Origin of the sequence: Sphingobacterium sp. UBA5996, from assembly GCF_002429765.1 — a bacterium.
Taxonomy (GTDB): domain Bacteria; phylum Bacteroidota; class Bacteroidia; order Sphingobacteriales; family Sphingobacteriaceae; genus Sphingobacterium.
In genome coordinates this window covers 60,287-78,994 of record NZ_DJAS01000011.1, presented here as the reverse complement: position 1 = coordinate 78,994, position 18,708 = coordinate 60,287, and the positions used below count along the sequence as shown (strand labels likewise).

General features: G+C 39.8%; 16 protein-coding genes and 1 tRNA gene. 3 read left to right on the top strand and 14 right to left on the bottom strand.

Annotation, left to right across the window (positions count from 1 at the left end):
• Positions 1 to 61: 61 nt before the first annotated feature.
• Entirely contained in the window at positions 62 to 1,297 is a 1,236-nt protein-coding gene (locus B3E00_RS07780) for a glycosyltransferase (protein WP_209578323.1), read from the top strand.
• A 4-nt stretch (positions 1,298 to 1,301) separates the two neighbouring features.
• Here the strand turns inward: B3E00_RS07780 and B3E00_RS07775 are convergent, their stop codons facing one another.
• Together B3E00_RS07775 and dcd are read right to left on the bottom strand one after the other, a co-directional pair.
• Entirely contained in the window at positions 1,302 to 2,411 is a 1,110-nt protein-coding gene (locus B3E00_RS07775) for an MBL fold metallo-hydrolase (protein ID WP_209578321.1), read from the bottom strand.
• Positions 2,411 to 2,947, bottom strand: a complete 537-nt coding sequence (gene dcd, locus B3E00_RS07770; protein ID WP_209578319.1) for a dCTP deaminase — start codon at positions 2,945 to 2,947, stop codon at positions 2,411 to 2,413. Before dcd ends, B3E00_RS07775 begins: the two co-directional genes overlap by 1 nt.
• Positions 2,948 to 3,065: 118 nt before the next feature.
• Between dcd and B3E00_RS07765 the strand changes: the two genes are divergently transcribed.
• On the top strand, positions 3,066 to 3,716 hold the full coding sequence (locus B3E00_RS07765; RefSeq protein ID WP_209578318.1) for a 4'-phosphopantetheinyl transferase family protein: 651 nt from the start codon (positions 3,066 to 3,068) through the stop codon (positions 3,714 to 3,716).
• A 101-nt stretch (positions 3,717 to 3,817) separates the two neighbouring features.
• Positions 3,818 to 3,889: transfer RNA gene (locus tag B3E00_RS07760), tRNA-Glu, on the top strand.
• 329 nt (positions 3,890 to 4,218) lie between these two features.
• Here B3E00_RS07760 and B3E00_RS07755 read toward each other — a convergent pair.
• The 12 genes from B3E00_RS07755 to B3E00_RS07700 form a co-directional block, all read right to left on the bottom strand.
• Positions 4,219 to 5,565 (bottom strand): ankyrin repeat domain-containing protein, encoded by a 1,347-nt coding sequence (locus tag B3E00_RS07755; RefSeq protein ID WP_293937952.1) that lies wholly within the window; start codon positions 5,563 to 5,565, stop codon positions 4,219 to 4,221.
• Between the two features lie 19 nt (positions 5,566 to 5,584).
• A complete protein-coding gene (locus B3E00_RS07750) occupies positions 5,585 to 6,781 on the bottom strand; it encodes an ankyrin repeat domain-containing protein (RefSeq protein WP_209578314.1) in 1,197 nt (398 codons plus the stop codon).
• A 151-nt stretch (positions 6,782 to 6,932) separates the two neighbouring features.
• Entirely contained in the window at positions 6,933 to 7,712 is a 780-nt protein-coding gene (locus tag B3E00_RS07745; protein ID WP_209578312.1) for an enoyl-CoA hydratase/isomerase family protein, read from the bottom strand.
• Between the two features lie 4 nt (positions 7,713 to 7,716).
• On the bottom strand, positions 7,717 to 10,257 hold the full coding sequence (locus B3E00_RS07740) for a DUF5686 family protein (RefSeq protein WP_293937949.1): 2,541 nt from the start codon (positions 10,255 to 10,257) through the stop codon (positions 7,717 to 7,719).
• Positions 10,258 to 10,463: 206 nt separating this feature from the next.
• Positions 10,464 to 11,840: an NADH-quinone oxidoreductase subunit N gene (locus B3E00_RS07735; RefSeq protein WP_293937947.1), complete on the bottom strand. Its 1,377-nt coding sequence runs from the start codon at positions 11,838 to 11,840 to the stop codon at positions 10,464 to 10,466.
• 17 nt (positions 11,841 to 11,857) lie between these two features.
• Positions 11,858 to 13,300, bottom strand: coding sequence for a complex I subunit 4 family protein (locus tag B3E00_RS07730; RefSeq protein WP_293937945.1), 1,443 nt, complete (start codon positions 13,298 to 13,300; stop codon positions 11,858 to 11,860).
• 14 nt (positions 13,301 to 13,314) lie between these two features.
• The gene (gene nuoL / locus B3E00_RS07725; protein WP_293889240.1) at positions 13,315 to 15,237 is read right to left on the bottom strand and encodes an NADH-quinone oxidoreductase subunit L; all 1,923 of its coding nucleotides are present in this window, start codon (positions 15,235 to 15,237) and stop codon (positions 13,315 to 13,317) included.
• 19 nt (positions 15,238 to 15,256) lie between these two features.
• Positions 15,257 to 15,586, bottom strand: a complete 330-nt coding sequence (gene nuoK, locus B3E00_RS07720; protein WP_293885225.1) for an NADH-quinone oxidoreductase subunit NuoK — start codon at positions 15,584 to 15,586, stop codon at positions 15,257 to 15,259.
• Positions 15,586 to 16,083, bottom strand: a complete 498-nt coding sequence (locus tag B3E00_RS07715; RefSeq protein WP_209578303.1) for an NADH-quinone oxidoreductase subunit J — start codon at positions 16,081 to 16,083, stop codon at positions 15,586 to 15,588. Before B3E00_RS07715 ends, nuoK begins: the two co-directional genes overlap by 1 nt.
• Positions 16,084 to 16,094: 11 nt before the next feature.
• Positions 16,095 to 16,604, bottom strand: a complete 510-nt coding sequence (locus B3E00_RS07710) for a NuoI/complex I 23 kDa subunit family protein (protein WP_209578302.1) — start codon at positions 16,602 to 16,604, stop codon at positions 16,095 to 16,097.
• Between the two features lie 13 nt (positions 16,605 to 16,617).
• Positions 16,618 to 17,658: an NADH-quinone oxidoreductase subunit NuoH gene (gene nuoH / locus B3E00_RS07705; RefSeq protein WP_293885227.1), complete on the bottom strand. Its 1,041-nt coding sequence runs from the start codon at positions 17,656 to 17,658 to the stop codon at positions 16,618 to 16,620.
• Positions 17,659 to 17,666: 8 nt separating this feature from the next.
• The gene (locus B3E00_RS07700) at positions 17,667 to 18,686 is read right to left on the bottom strand and encodes a 2Fe-2S iron-sulfur cluster-binding protein (RefSeq protein WP_293885229.1); all 1,020 of its coding nucleotides are present in this window, start codon (positions 18,684 to 18,686) and stop codon (positions 17,667 to 17,669) included.
• Positions 18,687 to 18,708: the final 22 nt, after the last annotated feature.

Genomic DNA, 18,708 nt, shown 5'->3' with positions numbered 1-18,708 from the left:
GAAAATGACTAATTGTTAATTTTTCGTCAATTCTTTTCACATTAATCAGTAATTTTCCGGCATGAAAGAGAAAAAGGTTTTGTTCATCGGACTTGTGTGGCCAGAGCCAACATCTTCTGCGGCGGGCTTTCGCATGATGCAATTGATTGAAACATTCCTTGCGAGCTCCTACCAGATTACATTTGCTTCGGCCGCGGCCAAATCGCCCTACAGTGCCTTTTTGCAATCTCTGGGGATACATGAACAGGCAATTGTGCTTAATAGCAGCAGCTTTGATGATTTTATTAAGCAGCTTCAGCCTGACATTGTTGTATTTGATCGTTTTATGGTGGAAGAGCAATATGGCTGGCGTGTTGCACAGCAATGTCCCAACGCACTTCGTGTACTTGATACAGAAGATTTGCATTTCTTGCGCCAAGCAAGACAGACATCTGTTAAAAATAAAGATGATTTTTCCTTTCAAGCATTATTTACCGATACCGCCAAACGAGAACTTGCCGCCATATTGCGGAGTGATCTCTCATTGATTATCTCCGAATCTGAAATGAAGATTCTTATCGAAGAATTTCGAATTTCACCGGATATCCTTTATTATCTTCCGTTCCTTGAAAAGGAGATCACTCCTTCTGAGGTGGTACAGTGGAAGGCTTTCAAAGAGCGCAAGAATTTATTATTTATTGGGAATTTCATTCATGAACCCAACTGGCATACCGTGCAATATCTAAAAACACAAATATGGCCACAGTTAAGGAACATGCTGCCTAAAGCGGAATTGCACATTTATGGGGCGTATGCAACGCAGAAAGTACTACAGTTAAATAATCCAAAAGAGCGTTTCTTGATTAAGGGGCGGGCAGAATCTGCTCGTGTTACTATGGAAAACTACCGGGTACTAGTCGCACCAATTCAATTTGGCGCTGGTGTAAAAGGGAAATTTATTGACGCCATGCAGACCGGAACTCCATCTGTCACGACGACTATTGGAGCAGAAGCCATGAAGGGCTATTTGGACTGGAATGGTTTTATCGAAGATGATCCCAAAACATTTTGTGTCAAAACTGTTGAGCTATATGAAAACAAAAAGATTTGGTATACAGCTCAAGAAAATGGCATCCGAATCATCAACGAACGGTATGAAAAACGAAAGTACCAGGCTGACTTTATGACAAATCTATCCTTATTAAAGGTGCAAATTGACAAACATCGCCAACAAAATTTTATTAGTCAGATCTTATTACACCACACGATGCAGAGCACAAAATATATGTCATTATGGATTGAGGAAAAAAACAAATAGATCTTTATTGGACTTCACGCCACCAAGGTGGATATACTTTATCCAATCTATTAAAATACACCAATTCCCCTATTTTAGGCGTAAGCAGATTGATATTTTCTTTATCAGCTATTTCGTGAAATTTCTCCATCGGTTCTTTCCAATCGTGCATAGCCAAAGCGAATTTCGAAGAATGTACGGGTAAAATAGCTTGGGCCTTCAAATCCTTCGTTTCAGCAGCCCATTCATCTGGTAAAGAATGGATGTAATGCCAGGCATCATTATACTGCCCACTTTCCAAGATTGCTAAATCAAATGGCCCGAATTGATCACCTATTTTTTTGAAATGCTTACCATAGCCACTATCGCCCCCCAAGAAAATAGTATACTTGGAGGTTTTTAACACAAAGGATGTCCACAAGGTAGTATTTCGTGTAATTCTTCGCCCCGAGAAGTGCCTTGCTGGGGTAAAGGTGACCTGAAAACTAGGTCTTAGTTGTATGTGGTCGTACCAATCGCCCTCTATGATCTGATCAGCCTTATATCCCCAAGATTCAATATGTGCTCCAACACCAAGACCACAAATAACCTGACCAATTTTATTCCTCAATTTCGCAACAGTGTCATAGTCCAAGTGATCATAATGATCGTGAGTGATAAACAAATAGTCGATTTTAGGAAAAAGCATCATCGCATAGTCAACTGACATCTTAAATGCATTATTGCTACCTGGCATTGGGGAAGCATTTTCGCTGAAAACAGGATCCACCAATATTATTTTTCCATCTAATTTTAGCAGATATGAGGAGTGGCCGAACCAGATCAGAACATCGTCTGTGGGGAGATTTTCTAAATCACAGGCAACAACAGGCAACACATCGATAGGTTTCAAGTGGGGGTTTTTGTTGAAAAGAAAATCCCAAAACAACGCGACCACATTGACATCGCTTTTCAACGATGGTGTTACTTCGAGATTACGAAAAGTACCATTTTTAAAATTTGGAGACTGTTTCATACGCTCAAGTCGAGCTCCCTTGAAACTTCCACCAAAGATAGGATGAATAAAATAATAAAGTACGCCGCTGATAAGAATGATCAATAGCGTCGCTAATATAATCCACCCAATCGTTCTCATTAGAAATTATTCTTCCACATCATGGATTCGACCGGACGGATTGTCTTACCGTTATATTTTGCATTTCCTTTGGTATTATAAAATGTTTCGATCTCCCCTTCTACCGCAAAATAGATTAGCTGCCCTATAGGCATCCCCGCATAAACGCGGACCGGCTGAGCTACCGAAATTTCCAATGTCCAGGTATTGCAGAAGCCGACGTCGCCCTTTCCTGCGGTTGCATGGATATCAATCCCTAAGCGGCCAGTACTTGATTTGCCCTCTAAAAAAGGAACATGCTTATGCGTCTCAGTATATTCTTGTGTAACACCTAAATAGAGCGTATTAGGTTCCAAAACGAATCCCTCTTCAGGAATTTCAAAATGTTGGATTTCATTGTGCTTTTTTGCATCCAGTACACGGTCTGCATACGTTGCCAAATATTTTCCCAAATGTACATCGTACGAATTTGTGCCCAAACACTTACGATCAAATGGTTGAATGACAATACTGCCATTTTCAATCTCTTCGAGAATTCTTTTATCAGATAAAATCATGTGTATCAAAATAGCAAAGGCATCAGGCCGTGCTATACAAATTCAAAAATACAGTTCTCCAACTAATTTTACTTCATTTTTCAAAACAAAAATCTGCGATTTGTTTTTAAATTTGGACATGAGTCTAGTATATCTACGTGAAATTGATAGCCAAACCAAATTTGCAATTTGGCGAATTGAAGAATCTGACGATGATTTGATGTCGAAGCTTCAGTTGGATGAACGTGAAAAAGCAATATTGGGTTCCTTCCATATCGGAAAAAGAAGGCTCCACTGGCTTGCAACACGTGTGTTATTGCGAACGCTATTAAATACATCCCGCTATATTGAGTGTCCTTCCGATCCGAATGGCAAGCCTTATCTCGCTAATTTTCCTCAGAAAATATCCCTTTCGCACTCATTTGAGTATGCGGCTGCAATGATCAGTACAAAGGGAGAGGTTGGGATCGACATGGAAATCATCAACACAAAAGTAGAGCGCATCCAACACAAGTTTCTAAAGCCTGAAGAGCTCGCTTTCATCACCCGTGGTGAGAACCAATATGAGCAGCTTTATGCATGCTGGTGTGCCAAAGAGGCTATTTACAAACTTCAAGGGAATGCGGGTGTCTCTTTCCTGAACAACATGACCATACAGCCATTCAACTATCAAACGCAAGGTATATTAAAACTTGAACTAGACAGCAATCAAAAGAAGCATAATTATGATGTGTATTACGAGAAATTCAATGAGTATATGCTTGCTTACGCTGTGGAACAGGGCCTTTAAAAAAATAATTTTTCTCAATTTCAATGAATTAGCATTCCAACTGCACTTTTTTTTTGCGCTTTTTGAAAAAGCTTCTATATTTGCATCATCGAAAACGATATGGCCCGTTCGTCTAGGGGTTAGGACGCAAGATTTTCATTCTTGAAACAGGGGTTCGATTCCCCTACGGGCTACAAAAGCGACTTCCAAAGAGTCGCTTTTTTAGTTTATGCGCTTATCGTCCAATGCCATGCCTGTTTAAACAACTGGGATCCTTTTAAAAATCCATTAATCGTGTTGATTGCGATTATATGCCGGTCACTAGATCTATACCTTATCGCAAACAAACAATAAACTAATTTCCTGAACGACGGTGTAATGTAAAATGAATTTAACCAGTTGCAACATAATCATTAAAACAGTACATATGAACAGGAATAACCGATCGGAGCAAAGTTCTATTTGAAAGTGAATGAGAAAAAAATAATGTAACAGTACAAGTTTAAAACGATCGTTTAAAATGCTAACTCTTCAAGATCTTAGCTTTTTCCAAATCAAATTCTTCTTGATTGATAATTCCTGCGTCTAATAAATCCTTCAGATCAAATAGCGCCTGCTTTTTTTGTGCCATATCCATTCCTGGAGGCATTTCAGGTATTACCTTTTTACTGGCGCTGATCGGCCCATCCCCCACAGCATTGGTTTGCGCACCGAAATCAATTAATAATGCAGTTATTTCATTATACCCCTGCATATTGGAATAATCTATTGCTTTCTGTTCCAAAACATTCGCTATATCTGTCACTGCTCCGTTGGACAGGAGATACCGCAACACATCTTTTTTACCATAAGCTGCAGCATAATGAAGCGCGGTATTCCCTGCTGCATCCTGTTTATCGATCGTTGCGCCACTATCCAAAAGCTGTTTGACCAAAGATAGGTAGCCCATTTTTGTGGCCGTATGTAACAATGTCTCCCCAGCATAATGTGGTTCAAATCCGAGTATAAAAGCACGTCCACCTGTCCTAGCAATTAACTTCTCCAAATATTGTCCGTCCTTTCCATCAAATGAATCCACGGGACGTGCGTAATCGGCAGAAAGACCTTTTTCTAAAAATAATGCAAGCAACTCCTTTTGATTGCTATTACATACATACCATACTGGAGAAATGCCCTCAGCAGATTCAGCAAAAATATCACTTCCCTGTTCCAACAATTTTTGGGCAAGAATGCGATTCCCATTTTTTACTGCAAGCAGTAAGGGGCCCTCGCTTATGTCATTGAGTATATTGACAGACGCACCATTATCCAACAACATGTTCACAATAGGAACAGAACCCAAAGCCACTGCCAAATTTAAAGCCGTGTTGCCCTCTTTGTCTGTTGTGTCTACACGAGCGCCATTTCCAACAAGCAACTGTACTACAGGAGGATATTTTGCCTGAACAGCCAATAGTAAGGGTGATTCAGCGCTGTTATTTAAAGCATTTACATCCAAGCCATGTGTAATCAGTTTTTCCACCATTTCCTGTTGCCCTGTGCGCGCTGCGATATGAAGCAAGCTATTCCCCAAAAAATCATTGATTAAAATATTGGCATTATTTTCCAATAAATAGACTGCCGTTTGCTTTTGCTTTTGTAACAGGGCAAAATACAAAGGGGTTTCACCCCGATGATCTTCGTAGTCCAAGGTAGCACCTGCCTCAACTAACTTTTTCACCAAATCTAGATACCCCCGATGCGCCGCATAATGCAATGCTGTACGCCCCATTTCATCGGTGTAAGATACATCAACTTGATGCTTCTCCAGTAATATCTCCGCTATCTTACGCTTCCCACTTTCACAAGCAATTATAAATGATTGAGACATAACTCTTTTCTATACTTATTTATTGTTTTAATAACCATTCGACTGTTTTTATCTTGAGATTATCCTCCATAGCGTAATCAACAGCCTTTTTATCCAATCTATTTTCTGATTGAGGGTCAATCCCCTCGCCAACCAAATATTTTACCTTCTTGTAAAGCTCACGGGCTTTATTTTCATCGTAATTGAGATTTTCTTGACAAACCTTATGCAATAACGTATTACCCTCATTATCCGTATAATTTAGATCTAAAAATCCTTTGTCCACAAGTTCTTGTATAACCAAAAGTGATTTTTCTGCCAGCCAATCAACTCCTGCTTTTTCTTTCTGGTACCAAACGGAGGCTGCCGTCAGATCAGCACCGTGTTCCAAAAGCAGGACTAGAACGGCTAGGTTAGTCTCACTGTCGGTATGCATCCTGCGAAGGAATGCATTGAGCAAGCTTTCACCTTGCTTATCGACGCTATGAAAATCTGGCTTTCCATAATTGAAGAGAGTCAGCAATAAACCGGGATTAAAGTGCCTAATCGCAGCATAATGAAAAGCACTTTCCCCATGCCAATCCTTTAAGCCTGGGTCTGCTCCAGCATCTAATAATTTAACTACAGCGTCAGTTTTCAACGTATCAACAGCCATATGTAACGCTGTCTTCTGTTCAACATTGGCAATATTCGGATCTAAGCCCTCCGCTAACAGCCAATCTACAAGCTCGCTAATACGTTCGTTGGGCTGCATACGTAAACTACACACTTTAAAAAGCAATGTTTGTCCATATTTGTCCATTCGCTGCAAGTCAGCACCTGCATCATAAATAAGTTTTAAGAAAGGAATTGCCACATTTTCCTGCACGGCATATTCCAATAAGGTACTACCGTCTACTTCTTCATCAATATCATCAACCTGAGCCAAATAACTCTTGATCCAATTTAAATGGATGTCAAGTTGTGATTCGGATGTTATGTGAGGCTTAAATAAGGTATTGATGACAGATGTGCTCAAACGATCGTAATCGTATAGATCAGTTGAGATGAGCCCCTTGTGTAAAAACCTGTCCAGGATTTCATAATGCTGAGATCGAATCAATTGGCTCACTAAACTATTCAATTCGTACTCATGAAACTCAATGCTGCTGTTTGTTGCTGCGACAATCTGTTCCATCTCTGCAATTTCATTTTTGCGCGAAAATTCAGCAAGTGCTCTTAGTTCGTTATTTGTCATTTTTTTACTGGTGTTAATCTAAACACGAAACCAACATGGTTCAATTAAAAACGATTTAACTAAAAAAATAGTATGAATACCATTTAATATAAACTACGGAATCAGTATAAAACTGTAACCTGAAAGGATAATAAAAAAATGCGTTAGGCCGCTACTCAAAATTTGGAGTCCTTTTCGCTAAAAATGCAGAAACACCTTCTTTGAAATCTTCTGTACCGAATAAATGTCCAAAGGCATCCATTTCAACTTTGCTTCCATTTTGTTGTTTATCTTCTGCAGCGTTAATCGCAGCTATTGCATTTGCTACTGCTACGCGAGAGCGCGTAAATATTTTTTGAAGTATTTCCTCCGCTCGGGCAATTAGTTTATCCTGTACGACCACCTCGTTTACCAATCCTATTTCATAAGCCTGCTGAGCATCAATCATATCACCAGTTAAAATTATTTGCATGGCCCGCCCTTTTCCGATCAATTTGGGCAAACGTTGTGTACCGCCATAACCTGGAATTAAGCCCAAAGAAACTTCTGGAAGCCCCATTTTGGCATTCTCAGAAGCTATACGCATGTGACAGGCCAAAGCGAGTTCAAGCCCTCCACCTAAGGCATATCCATTGATAGCAGCAATAACTGGCTTCGGTGAGTCCTCAATAAGATCTGAAAAAATAATATGACCCCTTTCACTAAGCCATCGCGCCTGAATAACAGACAAATCCAAAAATTCCTTGATATCTGCTCCTGCCGCAAATGCTTTGTCACCAGTGCCAGTCAGGATTATGCCTCGTACTTGATCGTCGGAATTGAAATGTTTGAAAAGATCTTGCAAATCATCCAGTGTTTGCTGATTCAAGGCGTTCAGCTGCGGTTCGCGATTAATAAAGATGTAGCCTATACTATCTTTAATAGCGTATTTTAAACTTGAATATTGAACCATATTGCTAAAAATTAAAATGTAAAGATGCCGTAAAGGTATCTGAAGGTACGCCTTCGCCACCTCTATAGCTTAATCTCTTTTTATACTCTAATCTAATCAATTTAAAAATATTATCCACCCCCAGAAGTCCTTCCACATAAGGTTTGTTACGGAATGCCTTTGTTTGAATAATGCCATCTTTATCTGGCTCAAATTGAATGTTTTCGGGAGTAACAAATGGATTGTTGGCGTCACTCAGCTTTCCATAAAAAGCCTTAAACCCTGTCACTTCACGCCATTTTAACCTTCTGAACAAGGGGATTCTATTGAAAAAGAAACCATTCCAATTGTGATAATAAGTTAGTTTCAAAAACTGGTCGGAAGCAAATTCCGAAGTCGCCATCAGATCAAAGTTCACCAAAGGTCCCTGCTTATCTTTTGTGACCTCTGGAAGTTCAAGCAAGGTATAAGGCAGGTGCTTACCCCAAATTCTTCCTCCTGAAAACTCGAGATCGGCCTGACCTGCCGGAGATAAGAATAATCGTTTGAAAATATTGAACCGCAATGCATCATAATTATAATCTGCTCCCCAAAAGCCTTTCAAACCTTTGTTATATTGCAGGGTAAAGATGGGATACTTATTTTCCACAGTACCTCGGTCAAGATTATGATAGGTAAATTCTTCATTTGGAGCCCAGCGCAAAATCAGCTGCAGATCATTTGTATTTACCCGGCGAACTGTATCAGGTAAAGGTAGACTATTGATATAGAACAAATCACCACGGGGCTGTCTTCTGGTATGCGTAAATGCCGTTCCAACGCTAACATGATTGCCAAATTCGATCAGATGATCTAGTCGATAGATGTCATTAAATTGCCATTTATTAGGCTTGTTTTTCCCAAAAGAGCGGAAGAATCCATCGCCTTTTAAAAAGCCCAAGCCCCGCCCTGGTTCCATCACATCATGCTGTACAGTAAAGCGCAAATAATTTGCAGGAAACTGAACAATGCGTTCTCCATTCAACGTAAAGGCCGTACTCAAGTAATATTTAAGTTCTTTATCTTTATCTCCGTAAGCAGTATATCCTTCAATATAAGCTTTTTCGGAAAATAAACGAGTTGTTCGACCACTTAAGCGGAATCGATTACCTTCATAATTATTACGGCTATAAAGATATTCAAGCGGTCCAAATTCAACTTTCCCAGCATTATAATAGCCCTTTGCCAGTAAATAACCTAATGCAACCAACTGATTAAAAGATCGCATATTTTGTACCGAATCAACTTTTTGATAGGCCCCTAATTCAGCATGGCTTAAGGGACTCGGTCTAATCCGTACTATGGGCACTTGCACCGCAGATTGCAGAAGATATCTTTTTTCAACAGGTACTCCGGCAAAATTCTCACTCGAAATGGAATCCGTACGATGTCCTAGGTATTGTGTTTCCCTGCGTCCATATAATACATCTGACTTACTACCGCCAAATAACATTTTCAGATCTGCATGAACAGGGAGCATACTACCATTTTTAAATTCACGATAGTTCAGCTCTATCTGTACATCATTTATCCAATTGATATTTGCGGCACGTCCTATATTCAATGTCGCGCGATGGACCGCATATCTCGTATCATCCGATATTAGGAGATCACCGTAGAAAAGCAAATCAATCGCAGATTTGCCTTCAAAATGGAGCGCTATATAATCCTGACCATCGATTTGAATGGTATCTTTGATCTGATAGTTATAAAATGCTGTTGCACCCGTAGCAATTGGGCTCAACACACCTTTGTTTGTGATCTGAATCGTATTATCATAGAGATCAACATCACGGAGTATTGTCTGAAAACGCGTCTGCCAATTATCGTTGTTAAAAAAGCGAGGATTTAATTCTGTTTGATTGTGGCTAATGATAATTTTCTTACTTCGGTCTGGATTATGGGAAGAATAGACGTTTGCATAGTTTTCTTCCAGATAGAATGGCGCAATTGTGAGCCCCCGGAAAGCAGTAGAGTCAACATTCTCAAAAAGAAACCGAAATGGTTTTGGAAATTTCTTGGCTTTATCTTCTGGGTTGACAAAACCAAACTGTGTTTTCTCATATTCGTCGAAACGAATTTCAGGAATACGGGTATAATGGTTCTGGGGACGGTTTGCGATCACCTTCTCAATCAGCCCAACGGCAGGATCTTTTGGTTTCTTATTTTTTCTATTGACGACGACTTCCTGTAATGTATTATTAGAGGCAATTAAACGCACAGTCAATATAGAATCTTGCAATCGGCGAACATCAATTGTCCTGCGTTCATAACCCACTGCTCCAAAGATTAACTGGCGATACTTCTTAATATCCTGAATTTTGAAATTCCCAACAGTATCACTACTACCTCCACGATCTTCCCCAAGCCAGTTAATCGAGACCCTTGCAATACCTTTTCCTGTCTGCGCATCCACTACCTTTCCACGAATAAATTCCTGCGCAATTACCCGCCCTCCTATAAAGAGGAATAATAATACACCGAAAAAATGAATAGAAAAAGATTTAACACACACTTTAAACACCATCTGCAAATTGATAGGATTTCTTTTTTACAATATACAATTTGTATGCAAGAGTTATACCAATAAAAGTAAAAAAAGCACAGCGAATCGCTATGCTTAATAAACAACAAGTATTCTAACAGAAATCTTCACTTTTAATCCACGTAATCGCCATGTTGATTACTAAAAGTCGCTATGCGCATTTAAAACATATATGTTTAACAAAAAATTTATATTAATTTTAAAAGACAATCTGGATATACTCCAATAATAATTGTAAGCACGACTGCAAGGAACAGTACAAGTGAATAATTCCACTGCACATTGACACAAGATTCCTCACTATCCCTAAAGTACATCGCAACAACAACCTTTAAGTAGTAATATACGGCAATTGCAGCGTTAACGACGGCTAGCACGAGCAATACAATATGATAGTTCTCCATAACAGAAGAAAACATCATAAATTTACCAATAAATCCGGCAGTCAACGGTATCCCGGCAAGAGATAGCATAGCAACTGTAATTGCAAAGGCGAGCATGGGATTACGTTTACCCAATCCATTGAACGCTTCAAAATGCTCGGAACCGGTCGTCTTTTTGACAAGGATTAATCCCGTAAAAGCAACAATCGTTGCCAGCGAATAAGCAAGACCATACGCAAAGATGCTATTGGCTGACGTGGCACCCACGGCTATAATTGCAAACAACATATAACCTGCATGAGAAACACTCGAATAGGCAAGCATTCGTTTGAAAGAAGACTGCATTAACGCTGAAATATTTCCAACAAATAAAGTGAGAATGGCAATCACTAAAAATACGGGTGTCCAAAAATCTTGTAAAGGCAATAGGCTATAACTGAATAAACGCAACAATCCAGCAAAAGATGCTACCTTAACCACCGTACTCATATAACTTGTAATCAAAATCGGAGCCCCTTCGTAAACATCGGGTGTCCAGAAATGAAATGGAACAGCTCCAACTTTGAAAGTCAGCCCTACGATTAGAAATAATATCCCGCCATAAAATAAAGGTGAAATCGACTGAGGATTATTAACAACATATTCTTTCACTTCACTTAGATCAAATGATCCTGTTGCTCCGTATAGGAGGGCAATTCCAAACAAAAGAAAACCGGTAGAAAAAGCACCCATGATAAAATACTTTAGCGCAGCTTCATTTGATGCTTTATCTCTTTTACGTATTCCGACCAAAATATAAAGAGCTACTGACATAATTTCAATGCCTAAAAAGAGCATCGAAAAATTATGATAACTATTTACAAGAACAGCTCCTGTGAGGGAAAATATTAATAGTGAATAATACTCCGCGACTTGTCCTTCTTGGTCAAAATATCCTTTTGAAACAACGAAGATACACAAGGTAACGGCAATACATAAGATTGAAAAAACAATAGCATAATGATCAAAATGAACCATCCCGCTATAAAGAGGACCGCTGGTCGAATTCCAGTCATCCCATAGGAAACCGATAGCGACAAGAAATCCAAGAATAGAAACAGGCAGTAGCATAGATTTTACCTTGAATAAGCCAAGATAAAGGACCACCAATGCTAATATCGAAAGTGTAATTATTGCACCCATACAATTAAATAAATCTATTATCTGCCTAAAAATGTACTTAAAACTTCCACCGAACTTGCAGAAAGGTTCAATAGGAAATTAGGGAATATACCAATGTAAAGAATTAAGGCGGAGACTATCGTTAAAACGACAAGTTCGGTACTTTTCACATCTTCAAATTGCTTCGTTCTTTCGGTAGCTTCCCCTAACATGGTCTTTTGATAAAGTCTAAGGATATAGACTGCCCCAAGAATTAAGGTTAGACCCGCAAAAACAGCAAACCAGAATCCATACTGAAAAACGCCTTTCAGTAGCAAAAATTCACCAACGAATCCATTTGTTAGCGGCAGTCCTACTGCTCCCATACAAATAATCATAAATAAAATGGCCAACCGGGGTGCTCTGCTCGCAATTCCGCCCAATTCCGAAAGACTACGTGTGCGTGTACGCTGCTGTATTATATCTAACACATAAAAAAGCCCGATCACCGAAATACCATGATTTAACATTTGAATGGTTGCTCCACTCAGTCCGTTCGTATTCCACGTAAAGACACCAGCACTAATTAGACCCACGTGGGCTATGGATGAATAGGCAATCAATCGCTTCACGTCATCTTGTTTAATCGCGATGATGGAAGCATACACAATCCCAATCACACATAAGATCATCACGAAATGACCATCCAGTGCAACACCAGCCGGCGCAATAGGCAGTAGCCAACGCATTAAACCGTAAACACCCATTTTGAGCATGATACCAGCCAGTAACATTGTACCTGCTGCGGGTGCATTGGTATATGTGTTAGGTTGCCAAGTATGAAAAGGGAAAATAGGAATTTTAATAGCGAAAGCGACAAAGAATGCCCAAAATAACCATCTCTGTGTATTTTCCCCCAAATCTAATGCGATAAACGAGGTCCACTCAAAATCACGGTTAGGTACTTGTTGATAGAGATAAAGAATCGCGATCAGCATCAAAAGACTACCCAAAAAAGTATAGATGAAGAATTTCAAGTTGACACGAATACGATCTCCTTCGCCCCAAAGTGCACAGATAAAGTAGATCGGGATCAAGGCGATTTCCCAACCCACATAAAAGCTAAAGGCATCCAAGGCCATAAATACCAGCAACAATCCTGCTTGCATGAAAGCCATTAGTGCATAGAAGCTTCCTTTATAATCCTTCTTAAAAGTTGTTGCAATAATCAAAGGCATGAGCCCATTGGTCAACAAAACCAGCGGCAGACTGATACCATCAACACCAATATGGAAGTGAATATGCAACGAAGAAATCCATAGCCAATTTTGTTCAAATTGCATCCCTCCATTCGCATCAAAAGCATAAAGGAAGGGAATAGTCAACGCCAAAGATATTAATGATAAAATCAAGGCTATAGACTTTGCAGCATTGGTCTTTAAAAAAGCTAGCATCAACGCGCTTATTAACGGCAATAAAATAAGTAAAAACAAGTTATCCATCGATTACACCAAAATTAAAGACTCAACAATCCATAGATGAAAATGGCAATCACTCCAATTACCATCATCAATAAATAAAAACCAACATTACCATTCTGGAGCAAACGCAATACCTTACCTGTGTCAAAAGTTACTTTACCGGCTCCATTGACAAGGCCATCAATACCACGTTGATCAACTACGTTACCCATGAAAGCCGAAAGCCAATTGATTGGGCGTACGATGATGCTATCATAAAGTTCATCTACGTAAAACTTATTGTAGGAGAGATTAGCCAAGAAACTTCTCGTACCTTCTCCCTCTTCAGGTGACTTTTGTCTTTTAACATATTTATTAAAGGCTAAAGCAACCATAATCAATACACCAACTACCGAAACGGCCATTAATAGGTACTCAGTACTATGTTCCAAATGATGTGTTGCTGGCATTATAGCCTTTCCCTCTGAAAACACCGGTGCCAGAAAATCCTCAAGCCAATGATTACCCCCCAAAACCGCTGGTAAATTGATCACACCCCCTATCACCGAAAGTACAGACAGCACAATGAGTGGTGTGGTCATACTCTTTGGAGATTCATGCAGATGATGCCTTTGCTCTTCCGTACCACGGAAAGTTCCAAAAAATGTCATAAATAACATCCTAAACATATAGAATGCTGTCATTAATGCGCCGATAAACCCTAAACCCCAAAGGACTGGACTTGACGTGAAAGCTCCAGCCAATATTTCGTCTTTGGAGAAGAAACCAGAGAATGGTGGAATCCCTGAAATCGCGATTGTTCCCATCAACATCGTTAAATAAGTAATTGGCATAGCGCTCTTTAGTCCTCCCATTTTACGCATATCTTGTTCCTCACTCATACCATGTATGACAGATCCCGCCCCAAGGAAAAGCAATGCTTTAAAAAAGGCATGTGTCAATACGTGGAAAAATGCTCCTGTAAATGCACCTACACCAAGGCCAAGAAACATATAGCCCAATTGCGAAACGGTGGAATAAGCTAATACTTTCTTTATATCATTTTGTGTTAGTGCAATCGCAGCAGCCAGCAGGGCTGTACAAATAGCGATTACAGTAATAAGTTGTAAGGTGAACGGTGAAAGGATAAATAATATATTGGAACGGGCAATCATATAAATACCCGCAGTAACCATGGTAGCCGCATGGATCAGCGCAGATACCGGTGTTGGTCCAGCCATGGCATCGGGCAACCAAGTAAACAAGGGGATTTGCGCAGATTTACCAGTTGCAGCAATAAACAACAAAATGGTAATGCTAACCACAGTAATATCACCGACAGCGAAGTTCTTGGCCGCTGGAAATACCGTCGAAAATTCTAACGAGCCGAAAGTGCCTAGTATTAAAAATACGGCAAGTAAAAAACCTAAATCACCTATTCTATTCATCACAAATGCTTTTTTTGCTGCATTTGTATAAGAAGTATTTTTATACCAAAAGCCGATCAATAGGTACGAGCATAATCCTACACCTTCCCAGCCTATGAACATGACCAAGTAATTGGAGCCCAACACCAATAACAACATAAAAAAGATAAAGAGATTCAAATAGGAGAAGAACTTACCAAATCCAATATCATGATGCATATAACCAATGGAGTATACATGGATAAGAAAACCGATTCCTGTAACAATCAGAAGCATAATCGCACTAAGCGGGTCTACCAAAAAAGATAATCCTATCTTAAGGTTACCTACGGCAATCCAATCAAATACATGCTGCTCAATGATGCCCGCTTGTCCAGCCTGTCTCGCTTGATATACTTCGGAGAAAAGAATACAGCTACACACAAAAGAAATAAGCACTACAGCACTACCAACAGCACCTATCATACCTTTGGAGAAAGTATTCCTACCCAATCCATTTATTATAAACCCGATTAAGGGCAAAAGGGGAATCAACCAGACTAATTCACTCATCGTATTTATTTCTTAAGTTCTACCAACGCAGTTTATTTAAGGAATCGATATCCACAGATTTCGTATTCCGATATACCATAATAATAATTGCAAGGCCGACGGCAACTTCTGCAGCTGCCAATGCCATGATAAAGAAGACAAAAACCTGCCCGGATGAATCGCCATGCTGCACAGAAAATGCTGCTAAAAGAAGATTCACTGCATTAAGCATCAATTCAATAGACATCATGATAATGATGACGTTACGGCGAATAAGAACACCAATAACACCAATAGCAAAAATAATCGAGCAAAAAATCAAGTAATGATTTATTGGCACCCCTTGCAACTGTTGAATAACTGTTTCCATTAGATTTGTTTAGGTTCTTTCTTAGCTAATAATATCGCTCCGATCATTGCCGTCAATAACAATAGCGACGATAACTCAAAAGGGAGCAAAAATTCGTTAAACAACACTTTCCCCAGATTCTTGACCAATCCGATCTCTGGATTTACGACGGTCAGTGGATTCGAAATATCGAATACACGGTACACGCCGAAAAAAGTCACCAGTAAGCAACAGCCTGCGATAACGCCCATAAATTTGACTAAATTGGATTTCATGGGTTCGGTATCCTTATTCAGGTTGAGCAACATCAGCACGAATAAAAACAAAACCATAATGGCACCCATATACACAATGAAATTCACCACAGCCAAAAACTGCGCATTCAAAAGAATATAATGTATTGTAAATGTGAAAAACGTAATCACCAAATACAATACACTGTGCACAGGATTTTTGGTAAAAATGGTCATCAGCGCAAAGAAAATAGACAAGAAGGCTACAAAATAAAATACTGTCATAATTTCCTGGTTTAGCTCTTTAATTTGGTAATATCAAAAGTCGGTTCAACCAATTTGTCTTTTCCATAGATAAAATCCTTACGGAGATAATCTGCAGTCACATGGGGACCGTCCAAATAGATCGCTTCTTTCGGGCAAGCCTCTTCACATAGGCCACAGAAAATACAGCGCAACATATTGATTTCATATACCGACGCGTATTTTTCTTCACGATAAAGATGTTCTTCACCTTTTTTTCGCTCTGCAGCAGTCATGGTAATCGCCTCCGCAGGACAGGACAAGGCACATAACCCACAAGCAGTACAACGTTCGCGCCCTTCTTCATCACGTTTGAGCGAGTGCTGTCCTCTAAAATTTTTCGAATAAGGTCTTATTTCCTCAGGATATTTAATGGTTGGTATTTTCTTAAAAAAATGCCTTAATGTAATTCGCAAACCTTTTATAATAGCCGGAAAGTAGATTCTTTCGGCGAATGTCATCGGTTTTTGTTCAATTACTTTTTTACGATTGGTTAGTTGCATAAAAAGTCCTTTCTTATGAGAAGTACGTGTCTTTAATCAATGTAAATAAACCTGTAAGTACGATATTGGCAATCGCCAATGGGATCAGCATTTTCCAGCCCAGATTCATCAGTTGATCGTAGCGGAAGCGCGGTAATGTCCAGCGCACCCACATAAAGAAAAAGATAAACAAAAATATCTTGACAAAGAACACAATCACACCGACGATCGTAATCAAATTGGCAGACCATCCCAGATCATTCATAAAAGGGAAATTGTATCCCCCAAAATAGAGTGAAGCCATAAGCGCCGAGGAGACAAACATATTGATATATTCGGAGAACATATAGAGCCCCAATTTCATCGAAGAATACTCCGTATGATAACCACCAACAAGCTCAGTCTCACATTCCGGTAAATCAAAAGGTACTCGGTTACACTCAGCAAAGGCACACACCATAAAAATAATAAAACCTAACGGCTGTGCCCAGATATTCCAATTGACAAAGCCAGACTGCTGCGCAACGATTTCCTTCAGGGAAAGGCTTTGTGTCACCATCAATAAAGCGATTATCGAAAGCCCCATGGCAATTTCATAACTGATGCTCTGTGATGCTGCCCGAATAGCGCCCATCAAAGAAAACTTATTATTCGACGCCCAGCCGCCCAACATAATACCATATACGCCCAATGCTATGACACCAAACATATACAGAATACCGACATTAACATCGGCAACCTGCAAGGAAATTATCCGATCTCCAATCTGTAACTCCTGTCCCCAAGGGATCACGGCGGAACTGATACAGGCTGTTATGATGGCTATAGTCGGACCTACTATAAAAAGTACCTTATGCGCACCTGCAGGAATAATTTCCTCCTTAAAGAAGAACTTCCCCCCGTCGCATAAGGGTTGTAAGATCCCGAAAATACCGGCGCGATCCGGACCATAACGATCCTGCATAAAACCGGCAATTTTACGTTCTGCTAGCGTAGAATACATCGCAATTACCAAAGTAACTACGAAGATAATAAACACCAGTATTAATTTTTCTATGACAAAAGACCACTCCATATTCGTGATTATTTCAATTTTTCTGTTCTAGCTAACTGTTCGCGATTTTTTTCCTGCAGTACAGGATTTTCTTTAACGACTTTAGGTGGATTAAATAACTCGTAGTGATTAGCCGAGATAACCGAATGTGGATCTACTTCTGTTGGTTCCTCCAATATCCAATCACTTGTTTTTTTCTGATCATAGCGGCAGGTATTACAGATAAACTCTTCCACTTCGCCAAATTCATCCTTTCGCGCGGTCACCCGAATAACCTCTTCCCCTTTATACCATAAAGTTACCTTGCCTGAACAAGTGGGGCAATCGCGATGTGCATCAACCGGTTTGGTAAACCATACTCTATTTTTAAATCTGAAGGTTTTATCAGTCAGAGCGCCCACAGGACACACATCAATGACATTCCCAGAAAAATCATTATCGATCACATTTTCGATATAAGTAGAGATCTCTGAATGATCACCTCGTCCTAAGATACCATGTACACGCTGATCGGTCAACTGATTGGCAACATACACACAACGGTAGCATAAGATACAGCGATTCATATGCAATTGGATCTTATCACCCAGATCGATACGTTCAAAAGTACGTCGGTCGAATTCGTAACGCGTATGTGCACTGCCGTGTTCGTAACTAAGATCTTGCAATTTACATTCACCTGCCTGATCACAGATTGGACAGTCCAAAGGATGATTGATCAATAAGATTTCAACAACCCCTTTTCTTGCTTCTATTACTTCAGGAGACGTTATATTTTGCACTTCCATACCGTCCATCACCGTTGTACGGCAAGAAGCAACCAATTTTGGCATAGGTCGAGGATCTTTTTCCGATCCCTTGGATACCTTTACCAAGCAGGTACGGCATTTACCGCCACTTCCCTCCAATTTGGAGTAGTAACACATTGCCGGAGGGACAATATCACCGCCGATCTGTCTCGCAGCATTTAATATGCTTGTCCCAGGAGCAACCTCTACAGGTATACCATCGATGGTGACCTTAAACTTTACATCTTCCGCTTCTGCCATGATATGATTTATTTAGCGTTAC